Annotated in this window: 29 protein-coding genes; 16 read left to right on the top strand and 13 right to left on the bottom strand. The window is 69.6% G+C overall.

The genetic code is table 11. The annotated features are described in order from the left end of the window. Positions 1-335: 335 nt before the first annotated feature. Positions 336-728 (bottom strand): DUF4307 domain-containing protein, encoded by a 393-nt coding sequence (locus ACT3T5_RS07580; RefSeq protein WP_444578127.1) that lies wholly within the window; start codon positions 726-728, stop codon positions 336-338. Positions 729-937: 209 nt separating this feature from the next. Here ACT3T5_RS07580 and mca point away from each other — a divergent pair, with 209 nt between their 5' ends. Together mca and ACT3T5_RS07570 are read left to right on the top strand one after the other, a co-directional pair. Further along, on the top strand, positions 938-1,849 hold the full coding sequence (gene mca / locus ACT3T5_RS07575; RefSeq protein WP_444594065.1) for a mycothiol conjugate amidase Mca: 912 nt from the start codon (positions 938-940) through the stop codon (positions 1,847-1,849). Next, a complete protein-coding gene (locus ACT3T5_RS07570; protein WP_444594064.1) occupies positions 1,846-2,346 on the top strand; it encodes a hypothetical protein in 501 nt (166 codons plus the stop codon). The genes mca and ACT3T5_RS07570 overlap by 4 nt, the downstream gene beginning before the upstream one ends. Before the next feature lie 142 nt (positions 2,347-2,488). Here the strand turns inward: ACT3T5_RS07570 and trhA are convergent, their stop codons facing one another. After that, positions 2,489-3,400 (bottom strand): PAQR family membrane homeostasis protein TrhA, encoded by a 912-nt coding sequence (trhA, locus tag ACT3T5_RS07565; protein ID WP_444594063.1) that lies wholly within the window; start codon positions 3,398-3,400, stop codon positions 2,489-2,491. Positions 3,401-3,613: 213 nt separating this feature from the next. On the opposite strand from trhA, the gene ACT3T5_RS07560 reads away from it, so the two are divergent. From ACT3T5_RS07560 to ACT3T5_RS07550, 3 genes are all read left to right on the top strand, one after another. After that, positions 3,614-4,372 (top strand): isoprenyl transferase, encoded by a 759-nt coding sequence (locus ACT3T5_RS07560; RefSeq protein WP_444578133.1) that lies wholly within the window; start codon positions 3,614-3,616, stop codon positions 4,370-4,372. 415 nt (positions 4,373-4,787) lie between these two features. Next, positions 4,788-6,248 carry a PhoH family protein gene (locus ACT3T5_RS07555; RefSeq protein ID WP_444578134.1) on the top strand — a complete coding sequence of 487 codons (1,461 nt, stop codon included), beginning with the start codon at positions 4,788-4,790 and terminating at the stop codon, positions 6,246-6,248. Between the two features lie 1,414 nt (positions 6,249-7,662). After that, positions 7,663-7,914, top strand: coding sequence for an endonuclease domain-containing protein (locus ACT3T5_RS07550; protein ID WP_444594062.1), 252 nt, complete (start codon positions 7,663-7,665; stop codon positions 7,912-7,914). A gap of 262 nt (positions 7,915-8,176) precedes the next feature. Here the strand turns inward: ACT3T5_RS07550 and ACT3T5_RS07545 are convergent, their stop codons facing one another. Together ACT3T5_RS07545 and ACT3T5_RS07540 are read right to left on the bottom strand one after the other, a co-directional pair. Next, positions 8,177-9,592 carry a class II fumarate hydratase gene (locus ACT3T5_RS07545; protein WP_444578137.1) on the bottom strand — a complete coding sequence of 472 codons (1,416 nt, stop codon included), beginning with the start codon at positions 9,590-9,592 and terminating at the stop codon, positions 8,177-8,179. 132 nt (positions 9,593-9,724) lie between these two features. Then, a complete protein-coding gene (locus tag ACT3T5_RS07540) occupies positions 9,725-10,636 on the bottom strand; it encodes a carbohydrate kinase family protein (protein ID WP_444594061.1) in 912 nt (303 codons plus the stop codon). A 135-nt stretch (positions 10,637-10,771) separates the two neighbouring features. On the opposite strand from ACT3T5_RS07540, the gene ACT3T5_RS07535 reads away from it, so the two are divergent. Beyond that, a complete protein-coding gene (locus tag ACT3T5_RS07535; protein WP_444578140.1) occupies positions 10,772-11,416 on the top strand; it encodes a DUF4245 family protein in 645 nt (214 codons plus the stop codon). Positions 11,417-11,431: 15 nt separating this feature from the next. Here the strand turns inward: ACT3T5_RS07535 and ACT3T5_RS07530 are convergent, their stop codons facing one another. After that, on the bottom strand, positions 11,432-11,734 hold the full coding sequence (locus tag ACT3T5_RS07530; RefSeq protein WP_444578141.1) for an exodeoxyribonuclease VII small subunit: 303 nt from the start codon (positions 11,732-11,734) through the stop codon (positions 11,432-11,434). 122 nt (positions 11,735-11,856) lie between these two features. After that, positions 11,857-13,158, bottom strand: coding sequence for an exodeoxyribonuclease VII large subunit (xseA, locus tag ACT3T5_RS07525; protein ID WP_444594060.1), 1,302 nt, complete (start codon positions 13,156-13,158; stop codon positions 11,857-11,859). A gap of 262 nt (positions 13,159-13,420) precedes the next feature. Here xseA and ACT3T5_RS07520 point away from each other — a divergent pair, with 262 nt between their 5' ends. Then, the gene (locus ACT3T5_RS07520) at positions 13,421-14,425 is read left to right on the top strand and encodes a 4-hydroxy-3-methylbut-2-enyl diphosphate reductase (protein WP_443352602.1); all 1,005 of its coding nucleotides are present in this window, start codon (positions 13,421-13,423) and stop codon (positions 14,423-14,425) included. A gap of 138 nt (positions 14,426-14,563) precedes the next feature. Here the strand turns inward: ACT3T5_RS07520 and ACT3T5_RS07515 are convergent, their stop codons facing one another. The 3 genes from ACT3T5_RS07515 to ACT3T5_RS07505 all read right to left on the bottom strand — a co-directional run bounded on the left by ACT3T5_RS07515 (position 14,564) and on the right by ACT3T5_RS07505 (position 16,771). Next, the gene (locus ACT3T5_RS07515) at positions 14,564-15,787 is read right to left on the bottom strand and encodes a DNA recombination protein RmuC (protein WP_444594059.1); all 1,224 of its coding nucleotides are present in this window, start codon (positions 15,785-15,787) and stop codon (positions 14,564-14,566) included. 82 nt (positions 15,788-15,869) lie between these two features. Then, positions 15,870-16,355: an Rv0361 family membrane protein gene (locus ACT3T5_RS07510; RefSeq protein WP_444578144.1), complete on the bottom strand. Its 486-nt coding sequence runs from the start codon at positions 16,353-16,355 to the stop codon at positions 15,870-15,872. Between the two features lie 53 nt (positions 16,356-16,408). Then, on the bottom strand, positions 16,409-16,771 hold the full coding sequence (locus ACT3T5_RS07505; RefSeq protein ID WP_444578145.1) for a winged helix-turn-helix transcriptional regulator: 363 nt from the start codon (positions 16,769-16,771) through the stop codon (positions 16,409-16,411). Positions 16,772-17,000: 229 nt separating this feature from the next. Between ACT3T5_RS07505 and ACT3T5_RS07500 the strand changes: the two genes are divergently transcribed. The 8 genes from ACT3T5_RS07500 (at position 17,001) to ACT3T5_RS07465 (ending at position 21,242) form a co-directional block, all read left to right on the top strand. Next, positions 17,001-17,651, top strand: coding sequence for an NAD(P)-dependent oxidoreductase (locus ACT3T5_RS07500; protein WP_444578146.1), 651 nt, complete (start codon positions 17,001-17,003; stop codon positions 17,649-17,651). Positions 17,652-17,732: 81 nt separating this feature from the next. Continuing rightward, positions 17,733-18,818 carry a redox-regulated ATPase YchF gene (ychF, locus tag ACT3T5_RS07495; protein WP_444578147.1) on the top strand — a complete coding sequence of 362 codons (1,086 nt, stop codon included), beginning with the start codon at positions 17,733-17,735 and terminating at the stop codon, positions 18,816-18,818. Between the two features lie 101 nt (positions 18,819-18,919). Next, positions 18,920-19,246, top strand: a complete 327-nt coding sequence (locus tag ACT3T5_RS07490; RefSeq protein WP_443344733.1) for a nucleotidyltransferase family protein — start codon at positions 18,920-18,922, stop codon at positions 19,244-19,246. Then, positions 19,243-19,578, top strand: coding sequence for a HepT-like ribonuclease domain-containing protein (locus ACT3T5_RS07485; protein WP_443344731.1), 336 nt, complete (start codon positions 19,243-19,245; stop codon positions 19,576-19,578). Before ACT3T5_RS07490 ends, ACT3T5_RS07485 begins: the two co-directional genes overlap by 4 nt. A gap of 123 nt (positions 19,579-19,701) precedes the next feature. Continuing rightward, positions 19,702-19,983, top strand: a complete 282-nt coding sequence (locus ACT3T5_RS07480; protein ID WP_443344730.1) for a type II toxin-antitoxin system RelE/ParE family toxin — start codon at positions 19,702-19,704, stop codon at positions 19,981-19,983. Next, positions 19,958-20,278, top strand: a complete 321-nt coding sequence (locus ACT3T5_RS07475) for a HigA family addiction module antitoxin (RefSeq protein WP_443345803.1) — start codon at positions 19,958-19,960, stop codon at positions 20,276-20,278. Before ACT3T5_RS07480 ends, ACT3T5_RS07475 begins: the two co-directional genes overlap by 26 nt. Positions 20,279-20,579: 301 nt before the next feature. Next, positions 20,580-20,795, top strand: coding sequence for a hypothetical protein (locus ACT3T5_RS07470; RefSeq protein WP_444578148.1), 216 nt, complete (start codon positions 20,580-20,582; stop codon positions 20,793-20,795). Between the two features lie 144 nt (positions 20,796-20,939). Next, a complete protein-coding gene (locus ACT3T5_RS07465) occupies positions 20,940-21,242 on the top strand; it encodes a hypothetical protein (RefSeq protein ID WP_443344728.1) in 303 nt (100 codons plus the stop codon). Between the two features lie 226 nt (positions 21,243-21,468). Here ACT3T5_RS07465 and ACT3T5_RS07460 read toward each other — a convergent pair whose 3' ends face one another. From ACT3T5_RS07460 to ACT3T5_RS07445, 4 genes are read right to left on the bottom strand one after another with little or no spacing between them, the layout of a single operon-like run. After that, positions 21,469-22,236 carry an SCO1664 family protein gene (locus ACT3T5_RS07460; protein WP_444594058.1) on the bottom strand — a complete coding sequence of 256 codons (768 nt, stop codon included), beginning with the start codon at positions 22,234-22,236 and terminating at the stop codon, positions 21,469-21,471. Continuing rightward, positions 22,236-22,793 (bottom strand): DUF3090 domain-containing protein, encoded by a 558-nt coding sequence (locus ACT3T5_RS07455; protein WP_444594057.1) that lies wholly within the window; start codon positions 22,791-22,793, stop codon positions 22,236-22,238. Before ACT3T5_RS07455 ends, ACT3T5_RS07460 begins: the two co-directional genes overlap by 1 nt. Next, positions 22,790-23,557 (bottom strand): MSMEG_4193 family putative phosphomutase, encoded by a 768-nt coding sequence (locus ACT3T5_RS07450; RefSeq protein ID WP_444594056.1) that lies wholly within the window; start codon positions 23,555-23,557, stop codon positions 22,790-22,792. The genes ACT3T5_RS07455 and ACT3T5_RS07450 overlap by 4 nt, the downstream gene beginning before the upstream one ends. Before the next feature lie 24 nt (positions 23,558-23,581). Continuing rightward, positions 23,582-23,962, bottom strand: a complete 381-nt coding sequence (locus ACT3T5_RS07445; protein WP_443350945.1) for a hypothetical protein — start codon at positions 23,960-23,962, stop codon at positions 23,582-23,584. A gap of 204 nt (positions 23,963-24,166) precedes the next feature. Here ACT3T5_RS07445 and ACT3T5_RS07440 point away from each other — a divergent pair, with 204 nt between their 5' ends. Beyond that, a complete protein-coding gene (locus ACT3T5_RS07440) occupies positions 24,167-25,144 on the top strand; it encodes an aldo/keto reductase (RefSeq protein WP_444578151.1) in 978 nt (325 codons plus the stop codon). Positions 25,145-25,174: the final 30 nt, after the last annotated feature.

The following is a 25,174-nucleotide window of genomic DNA, read 5'->3' as shown; positions in this document are numbered from 1 at the left end:
CGTGAAAGAGCCCCCTATACGCGAATCACGGGGCACATGTCCTCATGCGCCCCGTGGTGCGGGTGATGATCACCGGCTCGATGCCGGTTTCGGGATACCTTACACCGCGCAATTCAGGGTTTCCCGAAGGTTCAAGGAGTTTCGCGCTGCGAGTAATTCGAGCGGCAGTTCCCAGGCGTCCGCCTCCCGGGGGCGGCTTCTGGGCGGATCCGACGGAGGGAGTCGGCCAGAGCGGTCACGATCAGGTGGGATCGGGGATCGGGGATCGGGGATCGGGGATCGGGGATCGGGGATCGAGGGCCGGAGATCGGGGGCCGAGGGCCGGGGGTTCAGGGTCAGGCGGGCTCGCACGCCACGATCTCGGCTGAGACGGCTTTGCCCTGGGTGGAGATCTCCACCGAGTGCACGGTCTGGCGCTCCGTCTGGGCGGGGATGGTGGTCTCGACGAACCCGACCTGCGCGCGGCCCTCGTTGAGGGCCTGGATGCGGCAGGTGGCCTCGGTGCCAGGATCCATGGTGAGGGAGTACTGCACGGCGATGACGTCATCGGCCACGTGGTCGTATCCGACCAGGTCGGCCCGGATGGGTGGGCTCGCGACCCAGTAGCCGACCAGGGCGACCACGGCGAGGAAGGCAGCGGCGACGAGCGCGATGAGGATCCGGGCGGTGCGCTTCGAGATCTTCGGGGCGCCGTAGCGATCGGCCGGGCGCTGCAAGGTGCCGTTCATGAGTCCATCCTCCCAGACCTCTCGATGCTGACTTCCCAGGGGAGCGCAGGCGCCCGGGAGGGCCCGGTCACGTCTGTCGGCCCCGTGTCCGTCGCCCCGTGAACCCTCAGGCCACGTGGCGTACGATCGGACGCTGGAACGGCACGCCCGAGATGCCGCTGCCGGGCCCCGGGGTGCCTCGTCCCCGAGCCGATGATCCGAGGAGAACCGTGACCGTCCAGTTGCCAGCGCCCGATGAAACCCTGCGGATGGTGGCCGTCCACGCGCACCCGGATGACGAGTCCTCCAAGGGGGCCGGTACGACCGCGCGCTATGCCCGCGAGGGTGTGCAGGTCACGGTCATCACCTGCACCGGCGGGGAGCGCGGGGACGTGCTGAACCCTCGGCTGCGCGACGATCCCACCCTGACCCGCGACGTCCTGCCGACCGTGCGGCGCCAGGAGATGGCTGCGGCCCAGGAGATCCTCGGCGTGGATCATGAATGGCTGGGCTTCGTCGATTCGGGGCTTCCTGAGGGTGATCCGCTGCCCCCGCTCCCCGCGGGCAGCTTCGCCACCTTGAGCCCCGAGGAGGCCGCCCGCCCGCTGGTGGAAGCCATCCGTCGGCTGCGCCCGCACGTGCTGACCACGTACGACGAGAACGGCGGCTATCCGCACCCCGATCACATCCAGACCAACCGGATCAGCGTCGCGGCCTTCGACCTCGCCGCGGATCCGCACTTCGCTCCGGAGCTCGGTGAGCCCTGGGAGATCGCCAAGCTCTACTACATCAACGGATTCCATCGTCAGCGGTTCTCCGCCGTCGCTCGGCACCTGCGGGCCGCCGGCGCTCCGAACGAGGAGCTCGAGCAGATGATGGAACGCTTCGACGAGTCGACGGACCGGTTGCTGACGACCAGGATCGACGTGCGCGACTATCTCGGGGTGCGCGATGACGCTCTGCGCGCGCACGCCACCCAGGTGGACCCCGACGGCCCGTTCTTCAGGATCTCGCATGATGTGGAGACCGCGGTGTGGGGCACCGAGGACTACGAGCTGCACATCTCCCGGATCGGCGTGAAGCTGCCGGAGAACGACCTATTCGCCGGGCTGCGCGACGAGACGATCGAGGCTCGCGCATGATCGGTGCGCAGTTCACATCCGCGGCAGGCATGCTCCTGGCCGACCCCTTCCCCTCGGATGGTGGTCCCTCGGACGGCGGCGGCTTCACCTCCGTCTCCGTCTCCCCGGGCCTGCCCGGCTTCATCGCGATGTTCATCCTCGCGGTGGCCGTGGTGCTGCTGGTGCTCGACATGACCCGACGCACGCGACGCGTCAAGGCTCGCGCCGCAGTGCAGGAGCGCATGGACGCCGAGCAGGCCGAGCGCGACGCCACCGCGGCGGCCTCTGAGGGCGAGGACGCCCCTGAGGGCACCGCGGGTCCCCTGCGTCCCGGCGATCCCTCCGACGTCGATGACGCCGAGGACCAGGCCCCGCGGGAGGCGGCGGAGGAGAGCTCGCTCGAGACCTCGGGCGACGTGGCGGGCATCCCGGCAGATCCTCGGCCCTCGCCAGCGCACGACGTCGATCGCGACTCCGACGACGACGCCGACGGCTCGGGCGGCGACGACCGCCGCTGAGACGTTGGCCGTCGCCGAGACGTCGGCCGCCGTGGGGGATCGCTGTGTCCCTCAGGTGGGGGCGGCCGCTCCGCTCAGGCGGCGGCGGACAAGTCGCTCGGACGGCCGCGGCCACGCGGCTCTGACGACGTCGCCGTCCCGTTCAGACGACGGCGGTCGCGACCGCGGCGAAGTGGCAGCCGAAGCCGATCAGCGTTCCCGCGTGGAAGATCTCGTGGAATCCGAACCAGGCAGGTGACGGGTTGGGCTTCTTGAGCGCATAGACGACGGCGCCGACCGTGTAGGCCAGGCCGCCGATGGACAGCAGCCAGACCACGGACCAGCCGGCAGAAGCCTGGAGGGCCGGCATGTAGAAGACCGCCACCCAGCCCAGGGCGACGTAGGCCGGGACGTACAGCCAGCGCGGGGCGTTCGTCCAGAACAGACGGAAGCACACGCCGACCAGCGCACCGCCCCACGCGATGCCGAGCAGGGTGATCGCCTGGCGCGGGGCGAGCATCGCCACCGCGATGGGGGTGTACGTGCCGGCGATGATGAGGAAGATGTTCGCGTGGTCGAAGCGGCGCAGCATGATCGCGCGCTGGGGCGTCCAGGTGCCGCGGTGGTAGACGGCGCTGATGCCGAACAGCATCCCCGCGGTCAGCACGAAGACGGCGCACGCGAGCCGCACCGCGAGCGTGTCGCCGAACGCGACCAGCAGCAGACCGGCCACCAGCGAGGAGGGGAAAGCGATCAGGTGGAGCATGCCCCGCAGGCGTGGCTTCGGCAGCTGCAGCCCGAGCTGAGTGGCCCGAGCGGCCATCGCCCGTGTCAGGGTCTTCGGGGCGAAGGGATGAGTCTCCGCCGTGGGGATCCCCGCGTCGGGGTCGATGCGGGGAGCTCCTGACTCTGCCATCGCCTCCGCGGCCTCCTGCAGCGCTGGATCCTCCGCCGACACGGCGGTGCTAGCTGTGGGGAAGGAGCTGGGTGCTGCGGCATGGTCCCGCCGGGTGGCGTGCGATGGAGTGGTCCTCGAGGAGCTGTCGCCGTCCTCGGGACGCGGCCCGTTAGTCATGCCGAAATCGTAACCTACGGCAACGTAACTTAGCGGTGCCCCACGTGACGATCCGGTGAGGATTGCGGGGAAACGGCGAGGTCGGCATCCCGCATCGTCGATACTGGATGGGTGCGGCGTCATGGGTCGGGCCGCACAGAGCGTGCCGTGCACGGACCCGGCGCCCCACGGCGGCCGGGGGCATCACCTCGGACCCTGTGAACGGAGGCTGCAATGGATGACGACGGCCTTCTGTATCGCGTCTACGAACGTCGGCTCACCAAGGAGCTCGAAGCCTTCGAGCTCCCGCAGCATCTCGGCGTCATCGTCGACGGCAACCGGCGCTGGGCGAAAGAGGCCGGCGAGTCCACCGAGCATGGTCATCGAGCCGGCGCCGCGAAGATCGTCGAATTCCTCTCCTGGTGCGAGGATCTGAAGATTCCGCTGGTCACCGTGTGGATGCTGTCCACCGACAATCTGAGCCGCCCGCCCGAGGAGCTCGTCGCGCTCTACGAGATCATCGCCTCGACCGTCGCGCAGATCGCCGAGGCAGGCTATTGCGTGCGGCTGACGGGCACCGCGGAGGCGCTGCCCGACGACGTCCGCGCCGGCATCGCCCGGATCCAGGAGCGCGCCGCCCCGGACTCCGAGCTCACGGTCAACGTCGCCATCGGCTATGGCGGCCGCGAGGAGATCGTCGACGCCGTGCAGGAGCTCGTGCGCGACCTCGGCGCGCAGGGCCGCTCCCCGGAGGACATCGCCGCCGCGATCAGCGTCGACTCGATCACGGAGCACCTCTACACCCGGGGGCAGCCGGATCCTGATCTGATCATCCGCACCTCGGGCGAACAGCGACTGTCCGGATTCCTGCTCTGGCAGTCGGTCCACTCCGAGTACTGGTTCTGCGAGACCTATTGGCCGGGCTTCCGCCGGATCGACCTCCTGCGCGCGTTGCGCGACTTCTGCCGACGAGAGCGACGCTACGGAGTCTGACCTCTACACCACCGTCGTCCAGGCCCGGTCCACACCCTGGTTGAGCACTGACGTCGGCCTCGCGCGTCGCCCCGACCGTCGGCCTGACCGTCAGCCCGGACGCCGGCCTCGACCGTCGGACCCAGCCGTCGGGCCCAGTCGTCGGACCCAGCCGTCGGGCCCAGTCGTCGGGCCCAGTCGTCGGGCCCAGTCGTCGGGCCCAACCGTCGGCCATGAGGCGCCGACGGTCGCCGATCATGTGCCCGCGCCTCCCGCCCCGGGCGTGTGACCGGTGGCACACTGGTTCCATCGGGTGCTCGGCAGAACACCCGGTGACGATCGGGTGAACGTCGAACCCGCCGACGGCGGGACGCGCCCGTGAGCGGGTGAGGACCCCGCTAGGGTCCAGGCATCCGCGCGATTTCGGGAGGCTCCGATGGACGACACCACCACAGCCCGCGAGACGATGTCCGCACAGACGGACGTCACAGGCTCCGGTACGAGGTTCACGTCGGGGGTGATCGGAGCCGCGAACAGGGACGGCTCGCCGGTGGTGCCCTCGTTGCGTCCCGGAGGAGCTCAGCAGATCCTCTCGGGCGTGGAGACCGGAGTGATCACCTACGTGGTGGACACCTCGGTGCTGCTGTCGGACCCGCTCTCGCTGCACCGCTTCGCCGAGCATGACGTCGTGCTGCCGATCGTGGTCGTCACCGAGCTCGAGGCGAAGCGGCACCATCCCGACCTCGGCTACTTCGCCCGGCAGGCGCTGCGTCTGCTTGATGATCTGCGCGAGCAGCACGGGAACCTCTCCGTGCCCCTGCCGATCGGCAAGGACGGCGGGCATGTGCAGGTGGAGCTCAACCACATGAACACCGCCTCGCTGCCCGACGGCTTCCGCCTCGGGGACAACGACACCCGTATCCTCGCGGTCGCGAAGAACCTGCAGCTCGAGGGCAAGGACGTCGTGCTGGTCTCCAAGGACCTGCCGATGCGCATCAAGGCCTCCGCCTCCGGGATCCATGCCGAGGAGTACCGGGCGGAGCTCGCCCGGGACCGCGGCTACACGGGCATGGTCACGACCTCTGTCGACGAGCAGACCATGACCGACCTCTACGACGGCCAGGTCGTCGAGATCCCCGAGGTCGCCCACCAGCCTGTGCATACAGGGCTGACGATCACCAGCCCGCGCGGCTCGGCCCTGGGGCGGGTCACGCGGGACCGGCAGGTGACGCTGGTCCAGGGCGACCAGACCGTCTTCGGCGTCTCCGGTCGCTCCGCCGAGCAGCGCGTCGCGATCGATCTGCTCCAGGACGAGTCCGTCGGGATCGTCTCCCTGGGCGGTCGTGCCGGCACCGGGAAGAGCGCGCTCGCCCTGTGCGCCGGCCTCGAAGCGGTCCTCGAACGGCGCACCCAGCGCAAGATCATGGTGTTCCGTCCGCTGTTCGCCGTGGGCGGCCAGGAGCTCGGCTTCCTGCCCGGTGACCAGGGCGAGAAGATGGGACCCTGGGGCCAGGCCGTGTTCGACACGCTCAGCTCGATGGTCTCCCAGAACGTCATCGACGAGGTGCTCTCGCGGGGCATGCTCGAGGTGATGCCGTTGACCCACATCCGCGGCCGCTCCCTGCACGACGCCTTCGTGATCGTCGACGAGGCGCAGTCCCTGGAGCGCAACGTGCTGCTGACCATGCTCTCCCGTGTCGGGCAGAACTCCCGTGTGGTGCTCACCCACGACGTGGCCCAGCGCGACAACCTCCGGATCGGTCGGTACGACGGCATCGCCTCGGTCGTGGAGGCGCTCAAGGAGAAGGAGCTGTTCGCACACATCACGCTGCAGCGCTCCGAGCGGTCCAAGGTCGCCGAACTGGTCACCCACGTCCTGGACGAGCCGGTGTTCTGAGCCGAGGTCGAGGTCGAGGTCGGGGCTGGGGCCGGGGCCGGGGCTCGGCCGACGTCGTCCCCGTCCCCAGCCCCGGCCCCCGGTCCGCGCTCGCCATCCCCACCTGTCGCTCGCCATCCCCAGCTCACGCTCGCCATCCCCATCTCTCGATCGCCACATCGTGCTGACTGGCGCGTCAGATGCAGGGTGCCTCGTATAACTGCTGCTTGCACACCAGGCGACGGTGGATGCGGTGGCACGTGCTGACTGGCGCGTCACATGCAGGGTGCCCCGTATACGTGCTGCCTGCACACCAGGCGACGGTGGATGCGGTCGCACCTCGCTATCGACTCGCCGTAGCGAGGGGTACAGGTGGAGTAGAGGCTCAGGAGCGCAGATGCTGCAGGCAGGCAGGGGCGCAGGTGGTGCAGGCGGCCACGGAAGGACGATCGGCACGGGTAGGGCCCGCGGCGCTCGAGCGCGAGACCGACGGCATCGGCGACCCTGGCTCGGTTCGGTCGGACCTGGCTCCGCACTTCACCTTTCGGTGCGGCTGAGGCCAGCTCGGACCGGGACTGTCACCAGGCTGGCTCTGGCTCTGGCTCCGGCTCCGGCCCGGCCCGGCCCGGCCGTGGCTCCGGCCCTGGCTCCGGCTCCTGGCCCTTGCCAAGACCCTGGTGCGGTGCGTCTCTCTCTCCTCCCCATACCGGGTCGGTCCACACCGGCACTCCTCTGCCCTCGAACTCACCACATCTGGTGATGGGGTGCGCGCATGGAGATCCCCGGAATCCGTCATCGGAACCAGCTTCGGCGGGAGGGCTGGACACGGCGCGAGCTCGACCGATGGAAGCGGTCCGGCGCGACCGTCAGCAGGCAGCCGTGGTACCTGACCGATTCTGCACCGCCGGCGCTTGTCGGCCTTCTGGCGTTAGGTGTTCGGCCCACGTGCTTGGACGCGGCGCTGTTCCACGGACTCTGGGTGCCCCGCGGTGATGGTGTGCACGTGTACCGGCCCCGGGCAGGAGCGAACCGGGAGCAGCTCGAATCGGCGAAGGTCGCGCCGCTGCGTCGGTGGAAGTCCGACGATGCCGAGAATCCGGGCCGTCAGGAAGCGCTGGTCCTCCACGACACGACTCCGCGAGCATGGCCTGATGACGACCCTGTGCCCGGATTGGACCTGGTCCTCGAACACGCGGCACGCTGTCTTCCGATCGTGGACACGGCAGTTCTCCTGGAGTCCGCCGTGCAGAGGAAGCGGATGAACTTCGGCGCAGCTCGGGCGCTGGTGGAGGGCCTCCCTGCACGGTTCCGACGGCCGTTGTCGAGGATCCGGGCCGATGCGGAATCAGGGACGGAGACGACGGTGCGGTGGTGGCTGGAGTCCCGAGGCATCGGGGTGAGGGCACAGGTGAGGTTCCCCGGGCAGAGCCGCCGGATGGACCTGCTGGTGGGCCGGAGCCTTGTCATCGAATGCGATAGCCGTCAGTTCCACGATGATCCGACGGGATATGACGAGGATCGCCGGCGGGACCTCTATCTCATCGCGATGGGATATCAGGTGGTGCGGCTGACCTGGGAGCAGGTATTCCTCGACTGGGAAGAGACGGAGAAGATGCTCCTCGCGGTCCTGCAGCGGGGATTTCATCTGCGTTCGCCACGCCCAGGGAAGGGGATGCTCGCGGCGTGATGCGTGATGCGTGATGCGTGATGCGTGATGCGTGATGCGTGTTGCGTGTTGCGTGCCGGGTGCCGGGTGCCGGGTGACGGGTGGCGCGTGGCGGGGAGGCGTGCGGCGTGGTGCATGGAACGGCGCCTGGTGTGCAAGCCCCGCTCTATGCGGAGAGGCTGTACACCAGGCGCCGGTGGATGCGTATGGGATGAGGAGCTGGCGGTCAGGCCTTCGGTGCGATCAGGCCTTCGGGGCGGTCAGCCGATCGCCAGGGCGTCGGTCAGGCCTTCGGTGCGGTCATGGAGAGGACGTCCAGGGCCGAGTCGAGCTGCTCCTCGGTGACCTCGCCGCGCTCCACGAAGCCCAGCGCGATCACGGCCTCGCGCACCGAGATCTGCTCGGCGACGGAGTGCTTGGCGATCTTCGCGGCGCTCTCGTAGCCGATGATCTTGTTCAGCGGGGTCACGATCGAGGGGGAGGCCTCGGCGTAGAAGCGGGCCTTCTCCTCGTTCGCAGTGAGCCCGTCGACCGTCTTGTCGGCCAGCACCGTGCTCGCGTTGGCGAGCAGACGGATCGACTCCAGCAGGCTGGTGCCCATCAGCGGGATCTGCACGTTGAGCTCGAAAGCACCCTGGGCACCACCCCACGCGATGGCCGCGTCGTTGCCCACGATCTTCGCGCACACCATGAGCACGGCCTCGGGGATCACGGGGTTGACCTTGCCCGGCATGATCGACGAGCCCGGCTGCAGGTCCGGGAGCGAGATCTCGCCCAGTCCCGTGTTGGGGCCCGAGCCCATCCAGCGCAGGTCGTTGCAGATCTTCGTGATCGACACGGCGATGGTGCGCAGCGCACCGGACATCTCGACCAGGCCGTCGCGCGCGGACTGCGCCTCGAAGTGGTTGCGCGCCTCGGTCAGCGGCAGACCGGTCTGCTCGGCGAGGTTCGCGATGACCTTCTGCGGGAAGCCGGCCGGGGTGTTGATCCCGGTGCCCACGGCGGTGCCGCCCTGGGGGACCTCGGCGGTGCGGGGCAGAGCCGCCTCGACGCGCTCGATGCCGTATCGGACCGCGGCGGCGTACCCGCCGAACTCCTGGCCGAGGGTGACCGGGGTGGCGTCCATCAGGTGGGTGCGGCCGGACTTCACGACGGCCTTCCACGCCTCGGCCTTGGCCTCGAGCGACTCGGCGAGGTGGGCGAGGGCGGGCAGCAGCTTCTCGACGACGCCCGCGGTGACGGCCACGTGCACCGACGTGGGGAAGACGTCGTTGGAGGACTGCGAGCAGTTCACGTGGTCGTTGGGGTGGACCTCGAGCGCGTCGCTGGAGGCGAGGGTCGCCAGGACCTCGTTCATGTTCATGTTCGAGCTGGTGCCGGAGCCGGTCTGGTAGGTGTCCACCGGGAACTGGTCGTCGTGGCCACCGGCGATGACAGCGTCGGCCGCGGCGACGATCGCGTCGGCGATGGCGCCGTCCAGCACTCCGAGGTCCTGGTTGGCGCGGGCGGCTGCCTTCTTGACCTGGGCGAGGGCGTGGATGTGGGCGGGCTCCAGGCCCTGCCCGGAGATCGGGAAGTTCTCCACTGCACGCTGGGTCTGTGCCCGGTAGAGGGCCGAGGCGGGAACCCGCACCTCACCCATGGTGTCGTGCTCGATGCGGTAGCCGTCCTGCGAGGCGGCGGGCGTGGACTGGGACATGGATGTGCCTCCCTGGTGTCGTCGTTCGGTGGTGCGGTATCTGAGTGGTCGGTGGGGAAGAGGTCTCGGGGCGTGAAGCCGGGGTGAGGGATGCAGTGACGGTCGCGGGGCGGAACCGGTGCCGGAGCTGATTCAGCCGAGCTCGTGGCTCCACGGCGGGTTCGCGCCGGCCCGGGAGACGGTGATGGAGGCGAGGATCGCGGCCCGGCGCAGCACGGTGGCGATCTCGTCCGAGGGGAGGGAGGCCAGCTGTTCCCGGTGCTCGCCTCCGAGCAGGCCCTTCGCCGCGAGGGCGTCGAGGATGCCGGCGGAGAAGGTGTCCCCGGCGCCGACGGTGTCGACGGCATCGACCACGACCGGTGCGACCTGCACCCGGCCGGAGCGGTTGAAGCCCACGGCGCCCTCGCTGCCACGGGTCATGACCACCAGGGACGGGCCCTGCTGGAGCCAGGACGCGACGACGTCCTCGAGGTCGTCCGTGCCGTACAGCCAGGCCACGTCCTCGTCGGAGGCCTTCACGACGTCGCTGAGCGCGATGTTGGCCTCTACCTGTCCGCGCACGGAGGCCGGGTCGCCCATCAGGGTGGGCCGGGCATTGGGGTCATAGCTGATCGTGGAGCGGTCGCGGCTGCGGCGCAGCACGTCCTCGACGGTCGCGGCCCCGGGCGACATCACGGCAGCGATCGACGAGGTGTGCACCGCGTCGACCCCGTCGGGCAGTCCGGAGGGGTCCGGGTCCCACACCAGATCGAAGGTGTAGGTCGCTGCGCCGTGCGCGTCGAGCACGGCTTCGGCGGTCGACGTGCGGTCGTTGACCGAGCTTCCCGAGGTCAGATGGACCCCGGAGTCGGCGAGATGCGCACGGATCGCATCGCCCCGGGGGTCCGGGCCGATGCGGGTGAGCAGATGGGCGTCGTGGCCGAGGCGGCTGAGGGCCACGGCCACGTTCAGGGGGGATCCACCGGGATGCTCACGACGTGAGCCGTCGGCTTCGACGACGATGTCGGTGAGGGCTTCTCCGGTGATGAGGAATCTGGCGGTCACCGCACGATCATTGCAGGTTTCCCCGGTCGGGGCGAACGGAACGGACAGGGCGAGGATCGGTGACGTGCCGGCTCTCTCGCACGCGCTCGCGACACCCTGTGAACGGAGGTTCCGTGCACCGGCACAATAGGGGGTATGCACGTGCCCCCTGACGACGCCCCTGAGACGCCCGACGAGCCGACTTCGGATCGTCCGCAGCCGCAGCCCCGTCCGCAGCCGAAGTCCGCTTACGAGCTGCCGTCGCGGAAGAACACCGTGCTGCGGAACATGGTGTGGGCGATCGCGCTCACGATGGCCCTCGTGGTCGTCATCGCGATCGCGTTCTTCGGGGTGGGGAGCAAGAGCGACCGCAAGCCGCTGGAGAACTCGGAGGTCGACGTCGCAGCGAGCGCCGAGCGGGCTCAGGACATCGCGGGCTTCCCCGTCGCCGCGCCGGCGATGGGGGACGAGTGGTCGGAGCGGTCCGCCCGCTTCACCGATGGCGACATCCCCCGTTGGCAGGTGGAGTACACCTCGCCGGGCGGTTCGCTGGTCACCCTCACCGAGGAGTCCGAGGTGAGCGCCACGATGCTGTCCGCCGCGCTGCCCGGAACCGTGGTCGAGGAGGAGCTGACGATCGATGGCACAGACTGCCAGGCGCTCAGCGGCGGCCAGGACGGCGCCGAGCGGGTCGGGATCTCCTGCGAGGGCGAGGATTTCGGACTGCTGGTCCACGGCGAGACCGATCGCGAGGAGCTGAACGTGCTTGCCGAGGCCGCGCTCGCCGACATCGCGGGCTGAGCTCCGCCCTGTGGGTCAGCCGTCCTGGCGGCGGGCGTTGACCGCGTCGTCGAGACGCACCCGCGCGCCGTCGAGCCACTGCTGGCACCGGCGGGCGAGCATCTCGCCGCGCTCCCAGAGCCCGATGGAGTCCTCCAGCCCGCCCTGCCCGGACTCGAGACGGCGAACCACCTCGACCAGCTGATCCCGGGCGGCCTCGTAGGACAGCTCGGCGATGTCCGGGGGGAGCTGTGCATCCTCGGTGGGGGTGACCTCGGGGGCCGGAGCATCGGCGCTCTCGGGGTCCAGGGGCGGGTTCTCGTCGGGGGACTGGTTCATGGGGGCTCCTCAGAGGCTTGATCGGAACGAGTGCGTCGGAACGGTTGCTTCGGCACGGGGCGGGGGACTGGTGCTGGTGACGAGTGCTGGGGCAGCACGGGTACCGGGTCCCGGCTATCGCGTCAGGGCACCGGGGGTGTGTACGGGTCGGTGTCGACGTGCTCGACGCCGAAGCGACCGCCTGCGACCCGGACGGAGAGCGGATCGCCGACAGCGGTCGCGCCGGGGGAGCGCACGATCGTCCCGTCGGGGCTCTGGACCACGGCATAGCCGCGCTCGAGGGTCGCCAGCGGGCTCAGCGAGCGCACCTGGCGACCGAGGTGGTCGATCTCGTCGGCCGCCCGGTCGAGGCGGGCTCCGACCAGCGTGCGGGCCAGCGCGATCCGGGAACGGATCTCGTCGGCCCGGCCGGAGAGGATCGTGGCGGGGTTCTCCAGCACCGGCCGCGACCGCATCGCATCCAGCGCGGACTGCTCCCGCTCGAGCCGGGCCCGGATCGCCGACCGCAGGCGGGTGCGTCCCAGGTCGAGCTGGTCCAGCTCGGCCTGGATGTCGGGGACGACGCGTTTGGCGGCGTCGGTGGGGGTGGAGGCGCGCACGTCGGCGGCGAGATCGATGAGGGGCGTGTCCACCTCGTGGCCGATGGCGGAGACGATCGGCGTCGTCGCCGCGGCCACCAGGCGGGTGAGCTGCTCGTCGGAGAACGGGAGCAGGTCCTCGAGTGAGCCGCCGCCGCGGGAGATGATGATGACGTCGACGTCGTCCCGGCCATCGAGCTCCTTCAGCGCAGCGGAGACCTCCCGCACGGCCTTGACGCCCTGGACCGCGACCTCTCGGATCTCGAACTCCACGGCAGGCCAGCGACGGCGGGCGTTGACGACCACGTCCCGCTCGGCGGCGGATTCGCGCCCGCAGATCAGGCCCACCACACGGGGCAGGAACGGCAGTGGCTGCTTGCGGGAGGCGGCGAACAGGCCTTCGGCGGCGAGCACGCGCTTGAGCTGCTCGAGGCGGGCCAGCAGCTCGCCGAGGCCCACCGGACGGATGTCGTCGGCCTCCAGCTGCAGGGTTCCGCGCTTGGTCCAGAACGTCGGCTTGGCATGGACGACCACTCGCGCTCCGGCGACCGGCTCGATGGGCAGCGCGCGCAGCACGTGCTCACGGATCGGGACCGAGAAGGACATATCGACATCGATGTCGCGCAGCGTCATGAAGCTCAGTCCTGCTCCGGGACGGCGGTTGAGCTGGACGATCTCGCCCTCGACCCACAGCGGGGACATCCGGGCCACGTACTCGCCGACCTTCACCGACAGCTGTCGCAGCGGCCAGGGATTCTCCGCCGTGGTCTGAGCGGCGGTGGCGGCCGGTGCGGGCCGGGGGGCGTCGCCGTCGCCTGCCTCCTGCACGGAACTCGTCTCGGTCATGGGAACACTCTGGCACGCCGGTGGGACAGCTCGCTCGTCGAGCGCCGGATCGGGGATGACGGACCGGTGGGGAGGAAGCGTCGGAGGCGGGTCGGCGGCATCGGCGCGGCCCCGCGAGGCGTTCGCGAGACGCTCGCGAGGCACTCGCGCTGAGGGAACCCTGCCCGGCGTGGTCCTCGTGCCGGTGACGTCCCTGTGGAGGTGTGGTGAGTCTTGCCGCACCTCCCTGCCGTTGTCCGTCGCCACCTCCTACGATGGAGCGGTGAGCAACGGAACCGTCCTTCTTGCCGAACCGCGCGGCTACTGCGCGGGAGTCGACCGGGCTGTGGTCGCCGTCGAACGAGCGCTCGAGCATTTCGACGAGACCGTGTACGTGCGCCACGAGATCGTCCACAACAAGTTCGTGGTGGACCGTCTCAAGGAGAAGGGCGCCGTCTTCGTCACGGAGGTCGACGAGGTCCCCGAGGGTGCCCTCGTGATCTTCTCCGCCCATGGCATCTCGCCGAGAGTGCGGGAGATGGCCGAGGAGCGGAACCTGCGCACCATCGATGCCACCTGCCCTCTGGTGACCAAGGTGCACAAGGAGGCCGTGCGCTTCGCGCGGCAGGACTACGACATCCTGCTGGTGGGCCACGAGGGTCACGAAGAGGTCGAGGGCACCGCCGGCGAGGCCCCGGAGCACGTGCAGATCGTCAACTCGCCCGAGGATGCGGTCAACGTGACCGTGCGCGACCCCGAGAAGGTCGTCTGGCTCTCGCAGACCACCCTCAGCGTCGACGAGACCATGGAGACCGTGGATCGTCTGCGCGAACGCTTCCCGACGCTGCAGGCCCCGCCCAGCGACGACATCTGCTACGCCACCCAGAACCGTCAGGTGGCGATCAAGAAGATCGCTCCGGACGCCGATCTGGTGCTGGTCGTGGGTTCCCCGAACTCCTCGAACTCCGTGCGCCTCATGGAGGTCGCCAAGGAGGCCGGCGCGAAGGCCTCCCACCGCATCGATTCCGTGTCCGAGCTGCGCGACGAGTGGTTCGAGGGCGTCGGGACCGTGGGCGTGACCTCCGGTGCCTCCGTCCCGGACGTGCTGGTCCAGCAGCTGCTGGGCGAGCTCTCCGAGCGGGGCTACGGCGACGTGAAGCCGGTGCGCACCGCGACCGAGGACCTCATGTTCTCCCTGCCGCGCGAGCTGCGCCAGGAGATGAAGACCCAGGGCGTGGCCGACCGCCGCACGAAGCCCACCGGCGACGGCGCCACCGCGGAGTCCTGACCTCCACGATCCCGACCTTCAGGACCCGTACGACGACGGGCCGCCGGCACGCTCCAGAGGGAGGGCCGACGGCCCGTCATCCTGTGCGGGGCCGTCTTCCGCGAGGGGCCCGGATCGTCCTGCTACGGGCGGGGGCGCTCAGCCCGCGCGGTCCTCGCGATCCTCGCGTGAGGTCAGGGGCCGGTGGGCCGAGGACGGCGCCGCGAGATCGGCGATCTCCGCCTCCTCCAGGGTGCGGGCGCGGCGGGTGAGCTGATCGACTTCGTCGACCGCGGTGCCGGTCAGGCCCAGGTCCTCGAAGCGGCGGGCGGTGACCATGACCCGGGTCTGCAGGGATCCGACGGCCTCGTTGAACGCGGCGACCGAGGAGTCCAGCGAGCGGCCCACCTTGCCCAGGTGACCGGTGAACGTGCCCAGGCGGTGGTGGAGCTCGCGACCTGCGTCGAGCACCTCGCGGGCATCACGGTTCAGAGCGTCGGTGCGCCAGGTGTGCGCGACCGTGCGCAGCAGCGCCACGAGCGTGGCGGGGGAGGCGACCACGACGTCCTTGCCGAAGGCGTCGTCCAGCAGGGTCGGGTCCGTCTCCAGCGCTGCGGCGAGCACCCCGTCGCTGGGCACGAACAGCACGGTGAACTCCGGGGTGTCCCCGAGTGCCTTCCAGTACGCCTTGGAGGAGATGACGCCGACGTGGTGGCGCAGCGCCTTCGCATGAGCCTTCCGACGGGTCGCGGCGCGCACGGGATCGGTCTCCTCGGTCGCGTCGAGGTAGGCGTCCATCGGGGCCTTCGCATCGATCACCACGTGCCGGTCCCCGGAGAGATGCACGACCAGGTCGGGCCTCTGCCCAGCATTCCCGTCGGCCCGTGTTCCGGCGAGCTGCTCGGTGAAGTCCACGTGCTCGAGCATCCCGGCGGCCTCGACGATCCGTCGCAGCTGCACCTCGCCCCAGCGGCCGCGCGCCGTCGGGGCTCGAAGGGCCGCGGTGAGTGCGCTGGTGCCGGTCTCCAGGGACTGTGCCCGCTGCGCGAGCTGTGCCAGGTGAGAGCGAAGCGCCCCTTCGGCGTCCACCCGGGCAGCCTCGGAACGGACCAGTGAGCGCTCCAGATGGGCGAGGGTGGTGGTGATGGGGGCGAGCGTGCGCTGGAGCTCGGCCTCACGCTCCTCCTCGGCGGCGTCGCGGCGCGCGACATCCCGCTCGTGGCGCTCGTCGGCCAGGCGCAGCAGGTGGCCGGAGGCGTCCACGCTGGCGCGCTGCTGCTGGTCGAGCGTCCGGATGCGCTCGCGCATCACGAGCCAGCTGATGGCGGCTCCGAGCGCCGCACCCAGCGCGAATCCCAGCAGGAGCATCTGTGTACCGGTCATGGCGTCAGCACATCACGGCGGTGTGACGGACGAGCGACGCCACGCCTGCCCGGCCAGTGCGCGGGGTGGCTGGAACGGTCGGTCAGACCTCTTCCATCTCCTGGACGATCTCGATGTCATCGAGGAGCCAGGAGCCGTCCTGTCGGACGAGCAGGCAGTCGAAGGTCCCTTCCGAGACGTCGGGACCATCGGTCATCGTCTCCGTGACGCGCACCGTCGCCCGGTCCCCGTCGACCTCGGAGCTCACGATCTCGTCCTCGAACTCGAGGCCGTCCTCCTCCTGCTGCTGCTCGATGTCGCTGGTCCACCCCTCGCAGGTGAAGTCCTCACCCTGGAACTTCTCGGTGGTGATCTCCTCGAAGGTCTCGCAATCCGCCGAGCTCCACGCCTCGAGGTACTCCTCGATGACATCCTCGGGCGTCTGCCGCAGCGCGAAGTACCAGACGGCGCCCGCCACGAGCACGAGCACGACGACGATCGCGATGAGCGCGCAGACGCCGCCGAGGATCCAGGGGAGGAGCCGGCGGGATCTGTTCGGGGGCTGTGCAGGGTCGGGATGAGGAGCCATGCGAACACCTTAGACAGGCCGGAGCGCCGGCGAGCGGGTTCCGAGGACTCCGCTCAGGCGGCGGAGGCGCGATCCCGGGCGGCCTGCACCTCGCCCATGTTCTCCGTGGCCCAGGCGACGAGCACGTGCAACGGATCCAGGAGTGAACGGCCGAGCTCCGTCAGCTCGTACTCGACACGCGGCGGGATCTCCGGATACGCCGTGCGCAGCACCAGCCCGTCGGCCTCGAGTGCCCGCAGGGTCTGGGTGAGCATCTTCTGGGAGATGCCGTCGACGCGGCGGGAGAGCTCGGAGAAGCGCAGCGGGCCGTCCTCGAGGAGGCCGACGACGAGCACGGTCCAGCGGTCGCCGATCCGATCCAACAGCTGCCGCGACGGGCAGTCGCGGGCGTAGGGGTCGTAGTCGAGCAAGGCCATGGCGGTTACTCCTGATTCGCGTCGTGTGATGTCGGGTTGCGACGGAGTCGGTGCGGTGCACCGCGGGGAGGGTCCGCGCATCCGGGGTACTTACTGCGAAGTGCCGACTTCCCGATAGAGACTAAGTCACCTACAGTGAGTGTCAAGCCCATGGCGTGAGCCATGGAGACGGGGTGGATCATCCCCGTATCGATCTTCGCGCTCGGCAGAGCGCTCGGAAGGAGAGTCCATGGCTCGCATCGTCATCCTCGGAGGCACCGGATACGCCGGAGGGCATCTCGCCGCGGAAGCCGTCGGCCGCGGTCACGCGGTCCTCGCCGTCAGCCGCACAGCCGCGAAGGAGCCCGTGGACGGCGTCGAATACCGCACCGGCGACGCGCGGGAGGAATCCTTCCTCGCCGACCTGCTCGACGACGCCGACGTGGTCGTCTCCGCCCTTGCGCCCCGCGGCGACATGGCGGACGAAGGCGCCTTCCGGGACCTGCAGGCCGCGCTCGCCCACCTCGCGGCGGAGAAGCACGTGCGACTCGGCGTGATCGGTGGAGCCGGATCGCTCCTGGTCGCCGAGGGCGGCCCGAAGCTCGTGGACACCCCGGATTTCCCGAAGGAGTTCGCCGAGGAGCCCCGCGTGGCCGACGCCGTCCTGCAGGACCTGCGGAAGGCCGACGAGAGCGTGGACTGGTTCTTCCTGAGCCCCGCTGCCGGGTTCGGCAGCTTCGCCCCGGGCGAGGCGACCGGCACCTACCGCGTGGGCGGAGACGTGCTGCTCACCGATTCCGAGGGCACCTCGTTCATCTCCGGGGCGGACCTCGCGCTCGCGCTGGTCGACGAGATCGAGAAGCCCGCGCACCGTCGCGAGCGCTTCACCGTCGCGTGCTGATCCTGCTCCCGGGGCCGGTGAGACCAGTGGCTCACCGGCCCCGGGCCCGGGCTCCGCGCAGGCCACGTAGAATCACGTCCCGTGGCTCTTACTATCGGAATCGTCGGTCTGCCCAATGTCGGCAAGTCCACCCTCTTCAACGCCCTCACCCGCGCTGAGGTCCTCGCAGCGAACTACCCGTTCGCGACGATCGACCCCAACGTCGGCATGGTCCCGCTGCCCGACCCGCGGCTCGGCCAGCTCGCCAGCGTGTTCGGCAGCGAGAAGCTGGTCCCGGCCAGCGTCTCCTTCGTGGACATCGCCGGCATCGTCAAGGGCGCCAGCGAAGGTGAGGGCCTGGGCAACAAGTTCCTCGCCAACATCCGCGAGGCCGACGCGATCTGCCAGGTCACCCGCGCCTTCGCCGATCCCGACGTGACGCGCGTGGACGGCTCCACCGACCCCTCCAATGACATGGAGGTCATCACCACCGAGCTGATCCTCGCCGACCTCCAGACCATCGAGAACTCGATGCAGCGACTGGAGAAGGACACCAAGCGCGGACTGGTCGACGCCGCCGTGCTGCCGAACGTGGTCAAGGCGAAGGCGCTGCTGGAGACCGGGAAGACCCTCTACCAGGGCGCCGACGACGCCGGCATCGACGTCACCGCACTGCGCGAGCTGCAGCTGATGACCGCGAAGCCCTTCATCTACGTGTTCAACACCGACGAGGAGGGCCTCGCGGACGCCTCCTCGCAGAAGGCCCTGAAGAACCTCGTGGCCCCGGCCGAGGCAATCTTCCTCGATGCCAAGTTCGAGGCCGAGCTGATCGAGCTTGACGAGGACGAGGCCGCCGAGATGCTCGAGTCCACCGGCCAGGAGGAGTCCGGCCTCGCTCAGCTGGCCCGCGTCGGCTTCGACACCCTCGGCCTGCAGACCTACCTCACCGCCGGCCCCAAGGAGTCCCGCGCCTGGACGATCCCCAAGGGTGCCACCGCCCCGCAGGCCGCCGGCGTGATCCACACCGACTTCGAGCGCGGCTTCATCAAGGCAGAGATCGTCTCCATCGACCACCTCCTCGAGGCCGGCTCCATGGCCGAGGCCAAGGCCAAGGGCAAGGTGCGCATCGAAGGCAAGGACTACGTCATGAAGGACGGCGACGTGGTGGAATTTCGTTTCAATGTGTGAGCGGCTTGGTCGTTGAGCGGGCAAGACTGGGGCGACGACGGCGGAGCACGGCGGGCTCGATCGTTTGAGCTCGAGTGTGTCGGGGTCGGTATCCTGACGGCATGGCTGAGATCATGACGACCGAGACGCTCGCCCTTCGCGAGCTCATCGACGCGCGTCGTGCTGATTTCCAAGTACTCCTTGACCGGTACGCCGCGACGAACCCGAAGTTGTTCGGGTCCGTCGCCCGGGGCACCGCGGCCCCGGGGTCGGACATCGACATCCTCGTCGAGATGGATCCTGCGGATGGCAACCTCCTGATGCGGGCCTCCGGGCTGTTGGAAGAGACTCGAGCCCTGTTCGGCCGCGACGACATCGACGTGTTCCCGGTGCAACTGCTCAAGCGGCAGGTCTCGGCCTCGGCGCTCGAGGATGCGGTGGCATTGTGAGCCGCGACCCGGCCCAGCGCATCGCTGATGTTCTCGAAGCCGTTGAGCGGTGCCGACGCTATGTCGCTGCTCTTGACGGCGATGCGGACCTGTTGGAGATGGCAGAGGACGCGATCGAGCGCAACCTGCAGATCATCGGCGAAGCCGTGAACCACCTCCCCACAGACATCACTGGTGCGCACCCGGAGATCGCCTGGCCGCAGATCCGAGGCTTCCGCAACATCCTCGTCCATGAGTACTTCGGCGTCGATGTCGACGTCGTCCGCGACGTCGTCGAGACCCACCTCCCGCCTCTCGCCCAAGCATTGCGCGACCATCTCGCCGCCGACTGATCAGCCCCGACGAAAGGTGCGGTGTCCGGCTGAGCGCACTGTGATGGCCGTACGTACCGGAACTCGGTGGAGTTCCGGTTTAACGTCTAGCGTTATTGACGCGTCGCGTCATAGACTGGTCTCGTGATCAGATCCTTCGGCAGCAAGTGCACCGAGCGGATCTGGCATGAGCAGTACGTCAAGGGCGTTGACCGCCGTGTGCAGCGGGCGAGTCTGCGGAAGCTCGAGCTGATCCACGCCGCGAACGACGTGGAGGATCTCCGGATCCCTCCGGGCAACCGGCTGGAGCGACTCGTCGGCGATCGTCGAGGGCAGCACAGCATCCGCGTCAACGCGCAATGGCGTCTCTGCTTCGTCTGGAGAGAGGGAGGTGCGGATGATGTCGAACTCGTCGACTACCACTGAGAACGAGATGATCGAGCCGATCCACCCTGGGGAGATCCTCATGGAGGACTTCATCGAGGGCTTCGGGATCACACAGAACAAGCTGGCGGTCTCGATCGGTGTGCCACCGCGGCGCATCAACGAGATCGTGCACGGCAAGCGCGGTATCACGGCTGATACGGCGATCCGCCTGGCACGGTACTTCGGGACGTCGGAGGAGCTCTGGATGAGTCTGCAGTCCAACTACGAGCTGCGGCTCGAGCGGCGGGCGCTGCGTGACAAGGTTGCCGCGATCACGCCGCTGGCGGTCGCGTGACCGGTCGCCTTGTCGTGCTCTTTGGCCTCCACGGGGTCGGAAGACGAGCATCGCCGGGGTCGTCGCTGCGCGCACGGGGTCGGTCCACCTGTCCATCGACGAGGTTGAAGAGTCGATCCTTGCCTGCGGTCTGCCACCAGGGTGGCAAGTCGGCGTTACCGCTTACGAGGCAACGCGTGCGATGGCGGAACAGAATCTGCGGCTCGGTCACGATGTCGTTGTCGCTGCTGCCCACAACGGTGAAGAGGCTCGGCAGACCTGGCGCACTGCGGCACCGTGAACAGGTTCACATGTCGACTTCGTGTACCTCGAGATCTCCGATGTGCATGAGCACGAGCGCCGGCTCAGCGGCAGAGATCGCAGTCTCACCTACGTGGGCGAGCCGACCTGGTCGGACGTGCAGCGCCGGCGCGCTGACCATGCGGCGTGGTCTGATGCGGTCTTGGAGTTCGACACGGCATCGGAGTCTGCGGACGAGGTTGCAGCCGCGATCACCGCGCGCCTCGACTCGACATGAGACGACGTCGTCGCTGATGGTTCTCCGTGCCGGAACTCGGTGGAGTTCCGCTTCAACGTCTGACCTGCGGTGATGGGGCGCGCAGGGTCTCGTGCGCGGAAGCGGAGGAAGGGGGCGGGAGCTCATCGGCCGGTCCGTGAACCGGTGCCTGACAAGGCTCGGAGGCAGGACCTGTATGCGTGGGCCGACCTCGAGCGCCCCCTCTTCACATCGCTCTGGTTCGGCGTCGCGACTGGGCTCCTCGTCGCTGGTCTGATCGTCATCGGGCTCGTCGGCGAACAGATCGACCCGGATCTGAGCTATGCGGTGGTGCCGCTGGTCGCAGCGGTCGTCGCGTTGAGTGCGATGACGATCATGTACGTCATCCTGGTGCTGTGCAGCGTTGCTCTGCGCCGCATCGAGCGGCAGAGCTCACCACGCAGGCCGCGCTCCTGGCGCAATCGCTGAAGGTTTCGCTGACCCCTCGCTGGCCCGAGGCCGCCCATGCCGTTCCCACCGCCTCCCGGAAGGGCTTCATCGCGGCCGAGATCGTCTCCGACGACCGCAAGGCGACCTGCCGCGCGGGAACGCCGCGCGTGGCAGCTCGTCGCCTGCAGTGGGGCGGGCGCGCTCATCCCGCCCCAGCGCCCCGGGCGCACGCCGGCCTGGCTGCTCCGTGCAGCCACAGCGGCCCTCAGAACAGAGGCCAGGGCACCGCCGGCATCTCGCCGCTCGGGGCCGGGAACCGCCCGTCCGCACGCAGCTGGGCGCAGCGTGCGGTGAGCTCTGCGATCTCCTCGGTGCTGAGCAGGTCCGCGAGGCGCTGGCCCAGCTCGCCGCGCAGCCCGTCGCGGACACGGTCGATGCCCTCGCGCTCCTCGGTGGTCAGTGCGTCGCCCAGCCAGCCCCACAGGACCGTGCGCAGCTTGTGCTCGTGATGGAAGGTGAGGCCATGGTCGACGCCGTACCGATGCCCGTCGGCCATGGCGAGGATGTGGTCGCCCTTGCGATCGGCATTGTTGACGATCAGGTCGAACACCGCCATGCGTCGCAGCGCCGGCGTGTCCTCGTGGGCGAGGGTGATGCTCTGCCCGCTCTGGTCCTCGCCCTCGAGCACGCTTCTCCAGCCCGACCCGGGGAGGTCGGCTGTCGGGACCAGGTCCACGGCGCGCTGGGCGGGATCCTGCTCCTGCCAGAGCTGCACCATCCCTTCGCCCAGCGGGCCGTCGCGCAACCAGGTGCGCGGCACGACGCTCCAGCCGAGGACCTCGGAGATCAGATACGCGGCCACCTCCCGGTACGCCAGGGCTCCGTCGGGGAAGTCCCACAGCGGTGCCTCGCCCGCCACCGGCTTGTAGACGACCACCGCGTCACCGATGGTGCCCAGGAACGTCGCGTTGGAGGCCGTCGTGAGCCGGCCTGTGAGCGTCAGCTCGGCGGTCACCAGGTCCGTCGCGGGCATCAGTACTCGGGAATGATGCAGATGTGGCCGTCGGGGTCCATGGGGTAGCCGCAGAGCGTGCACAGGGGACGCCCGGCATCTACGATCTCCAGGGTGCGCTGGGTGAACGCACGGGCGGTGCCGACCGGCATCTTCACCCGCAGCATCTCGGACTCCGCCTCGGCGACATCGTCGACCGCATCCTCGTCGGCGTCGTCGAGGAGGAGGGGATGCGCCTCGATGATCACCTGGGCCGTGGTGGGGTCCCAGCCGATCCCGATGGTTCCGGCGCGGAACTGCTCCTGGGCGGCCTCGAGCGGATCGTTGTCGACGAGCTCGACGGGAGTGCTGGTGGGAACGCTGAAGCGGTTGCCCTCGACGTCGATGAGCTGATCGAGGACCTCGTCGATCTTCTGCGCGAGCAGAGCCGACTGCTGCTTCTCCAGGGCGATGCTCACGAGCTGTGCCCCGGCGCGCGCCTGCAGGTAGAAGGTTCGGGCACCCGGAGGCCCGACCGTCCCGATGACGACCCGGTCCGGCCAATCGAACTCGTGAACATGTGCAGGCGCGTCGGTCATGTGATGATCCTAGGCCTCCGACCGTCCGCGTCGGGGGTGCTGGGACCGCCATCCGCGTCGGGGGCACCGCCATCCGTGCCAGGTGCGCCGGCACCGCCCCCCACCGGCGCATCGCCGGAGGGGATCGCCTGTGCGAGCCAGGACAGATCGCCGGAGTCCGTGTTGGTCGCCAGTACCCTCGGCCGGCTCGCGCCGTAGTTCACGATCGACACGGAGGCGGGTCCTGCCTCGAGTCGCTGGAACAGGTCGAGGTGCATGCCGAGCGCGTCGGCCAGGATCGACTTGATGATGTCGCCGTGGCTCACCGCCACCCAGACCGCCCCCGGACCATGCTTCGCCTCGACGGCGGCATCGTGGCGTCGGATCGCTGCCACAGCCCGGGCCTGCATCCCCGCCATGGACTCGCCGCCGGGGAAGACGACAGCGGACGGCTGCGACTGCACGACCCGCCACAGATCCTCGCTCGCGAGATCGCTGAGCCGGCGGCCCTGCCACAGTCCGTAGTCGCACTCCGTGAGATCGGATTCGACCGACGAGGGCGGCGCGCCGCTCTGGCGCTCGACGATGGCGCGGGCGGTCTCCTCGCAGCGCACCAGAGGGCTCGACACCACCCGGACCACGGGCACGGCCGCGATCCTCTCTCCGGTGAGCGCCGCCTGGTCCCGTCCGAGATCGTCGAGGTGGACACCGGCGGTCCGGCCTGCCAGCAGTCCGGTCGCATTGGCCGTGGTGCGGCCGTGCCGCACGAGCAGTACTGTCGCCATCCCTCCAGCCTAACGATGGCGAGTTCAGCCGTCACCAGCGAGCGCGGCTCGCGCTCGCGATTCCTCGGCATCGTCGAGGCCGGCCTGCCGTGCGCTGCTGCGCTGCTCCTCGTAGGCGAGAGCATCGCGCAGCGTCTCCAGGAGCGGGCGGGTCTCCAGGCCGTGCGCGCGGGCCCGCGCCGTGTCGAGCGTGGCGAAGCCGCGCCACTCGGGATCGTCGATCCACAGCGGCAGCGAAGCGGGGCCCATCCAGGCGCCGATGCCGAGTTCCGCGAGCCGAGCGGCGGGCACCGGTTTGGTCGGCACGTGACTGCGTGCAGCCTCCGCCGAGGCGGTGAGCAGGTCAGCGGCCACGGCGATGCGCTGTCCGAGGAACGCCGTACCGCCCAGGAGCAGGATCTTCATGCGGTCCAGGCAACCATGGGGACGAACGCGGCGCGGTGCCATTCGCCGCAGGCGGACAGGGAGCCGCAGTGCTGATCGCCGTCGGGTGACGCCGTGGTGGTCAGAGGGTGTATCGGGCCGGCACGTCGGCACCCGCACAGCTCACGACAGATGGACCGACGTCCGTCGGCACACACCGCTGAGGCGTGGCGATAGCCTGGGTCGATGCGCTATGACTCCCTCGGCTCCAGCGGTCTCGTCGTCTCAGCACTCGGCATCGGGTGCAACGCCTTCGGGCGCCGGATCGATCAGGAGGCGGCCACCGCTGTCGTCCAGGCCGCGCTCGATGAGGGTGTGACCTTCTTCGACACCGCCGACGCCTATGGCCTCGGCGAGTCCGAGACGATGCTCGGCACCGCGCTCGGCTCCCGCCGCGAGGAGGTCGTGATCGCGACCAAGTTCGGCATGGACATGGGAGAGACCTATCCGGGGGCGCGCGCGAACCGGGCCAGCCGCAGCTACATCCTCCGCGCGGTCGAGGGGTCCCTGCGCCGCCTGGGCACCGACCACATCGACCTCTTCCAGCTCCATACCCCCGATCGCATCACGCCGATGGAGGAGACGCTCGACGCCCTCGGTGACCTGGTCAGCTCCGGCAAGGTCCGCTACATCGGCTGCTCGAACCTCGCCGCCTGGGAGGTCGCCGACGCCGCGCACCTCGCCTCCGCCGTCGAGGCGCCCGCGTTCATCACCGCGCAGAACGAGTACTCGCTGTACAACCGCAGCGCCGAGGCCGAGCTGGTCCCGGCCCTCGAGCACTTCGGCATGAGCCTGCTGCCGTACTTCCCGCTCGCCTACGGACTGCTCACCGGCAAGTACTCGCAGAGCGGCGGCGCCCCCGAGGGTACCCGCCTCGCCACCGAGACGGCCCGCTTGGACTCCGCCCGCTGGGACGTGGTCGAGGGGTTCCGGGAGCTCTCCGAGGAGTCCGGGCGCAGCATGCTCGAGATCGCCCTCGGCGGCCTGCGGGCCCAGCCTGCCGTGGACACCGTCATCGCCGGCGCCACGCGTCCCGAGCAGGTCGCCTCCAACGCGCGCGCCGTGGCGTGGGAGCCGACGGCGGAGGAGCTCGACGCGATCGACCGCGTCGTGGCCCCGGGCTCCGGCCCCGGCCACTCGACCTTCGCCGCGTCGCGCCGCTGAGCTCGGCCGCAGGATCCTGCGGCGCGTCCG

It is taken from the genome of Brachybacterium sp. AOP3-A1-3, assembly GCF_052378285.1.
Lineage (GTDB): Bacteria > Actinomycetota > Actinomycetes > Actinomycetales > Dermabacteraceae > Brachybacterium.
The sequence above is the reverse complement of the archived record's forward strand: the minus strand, read 5'-3'. Positions and strand labels throughout refer to the sequence as shown.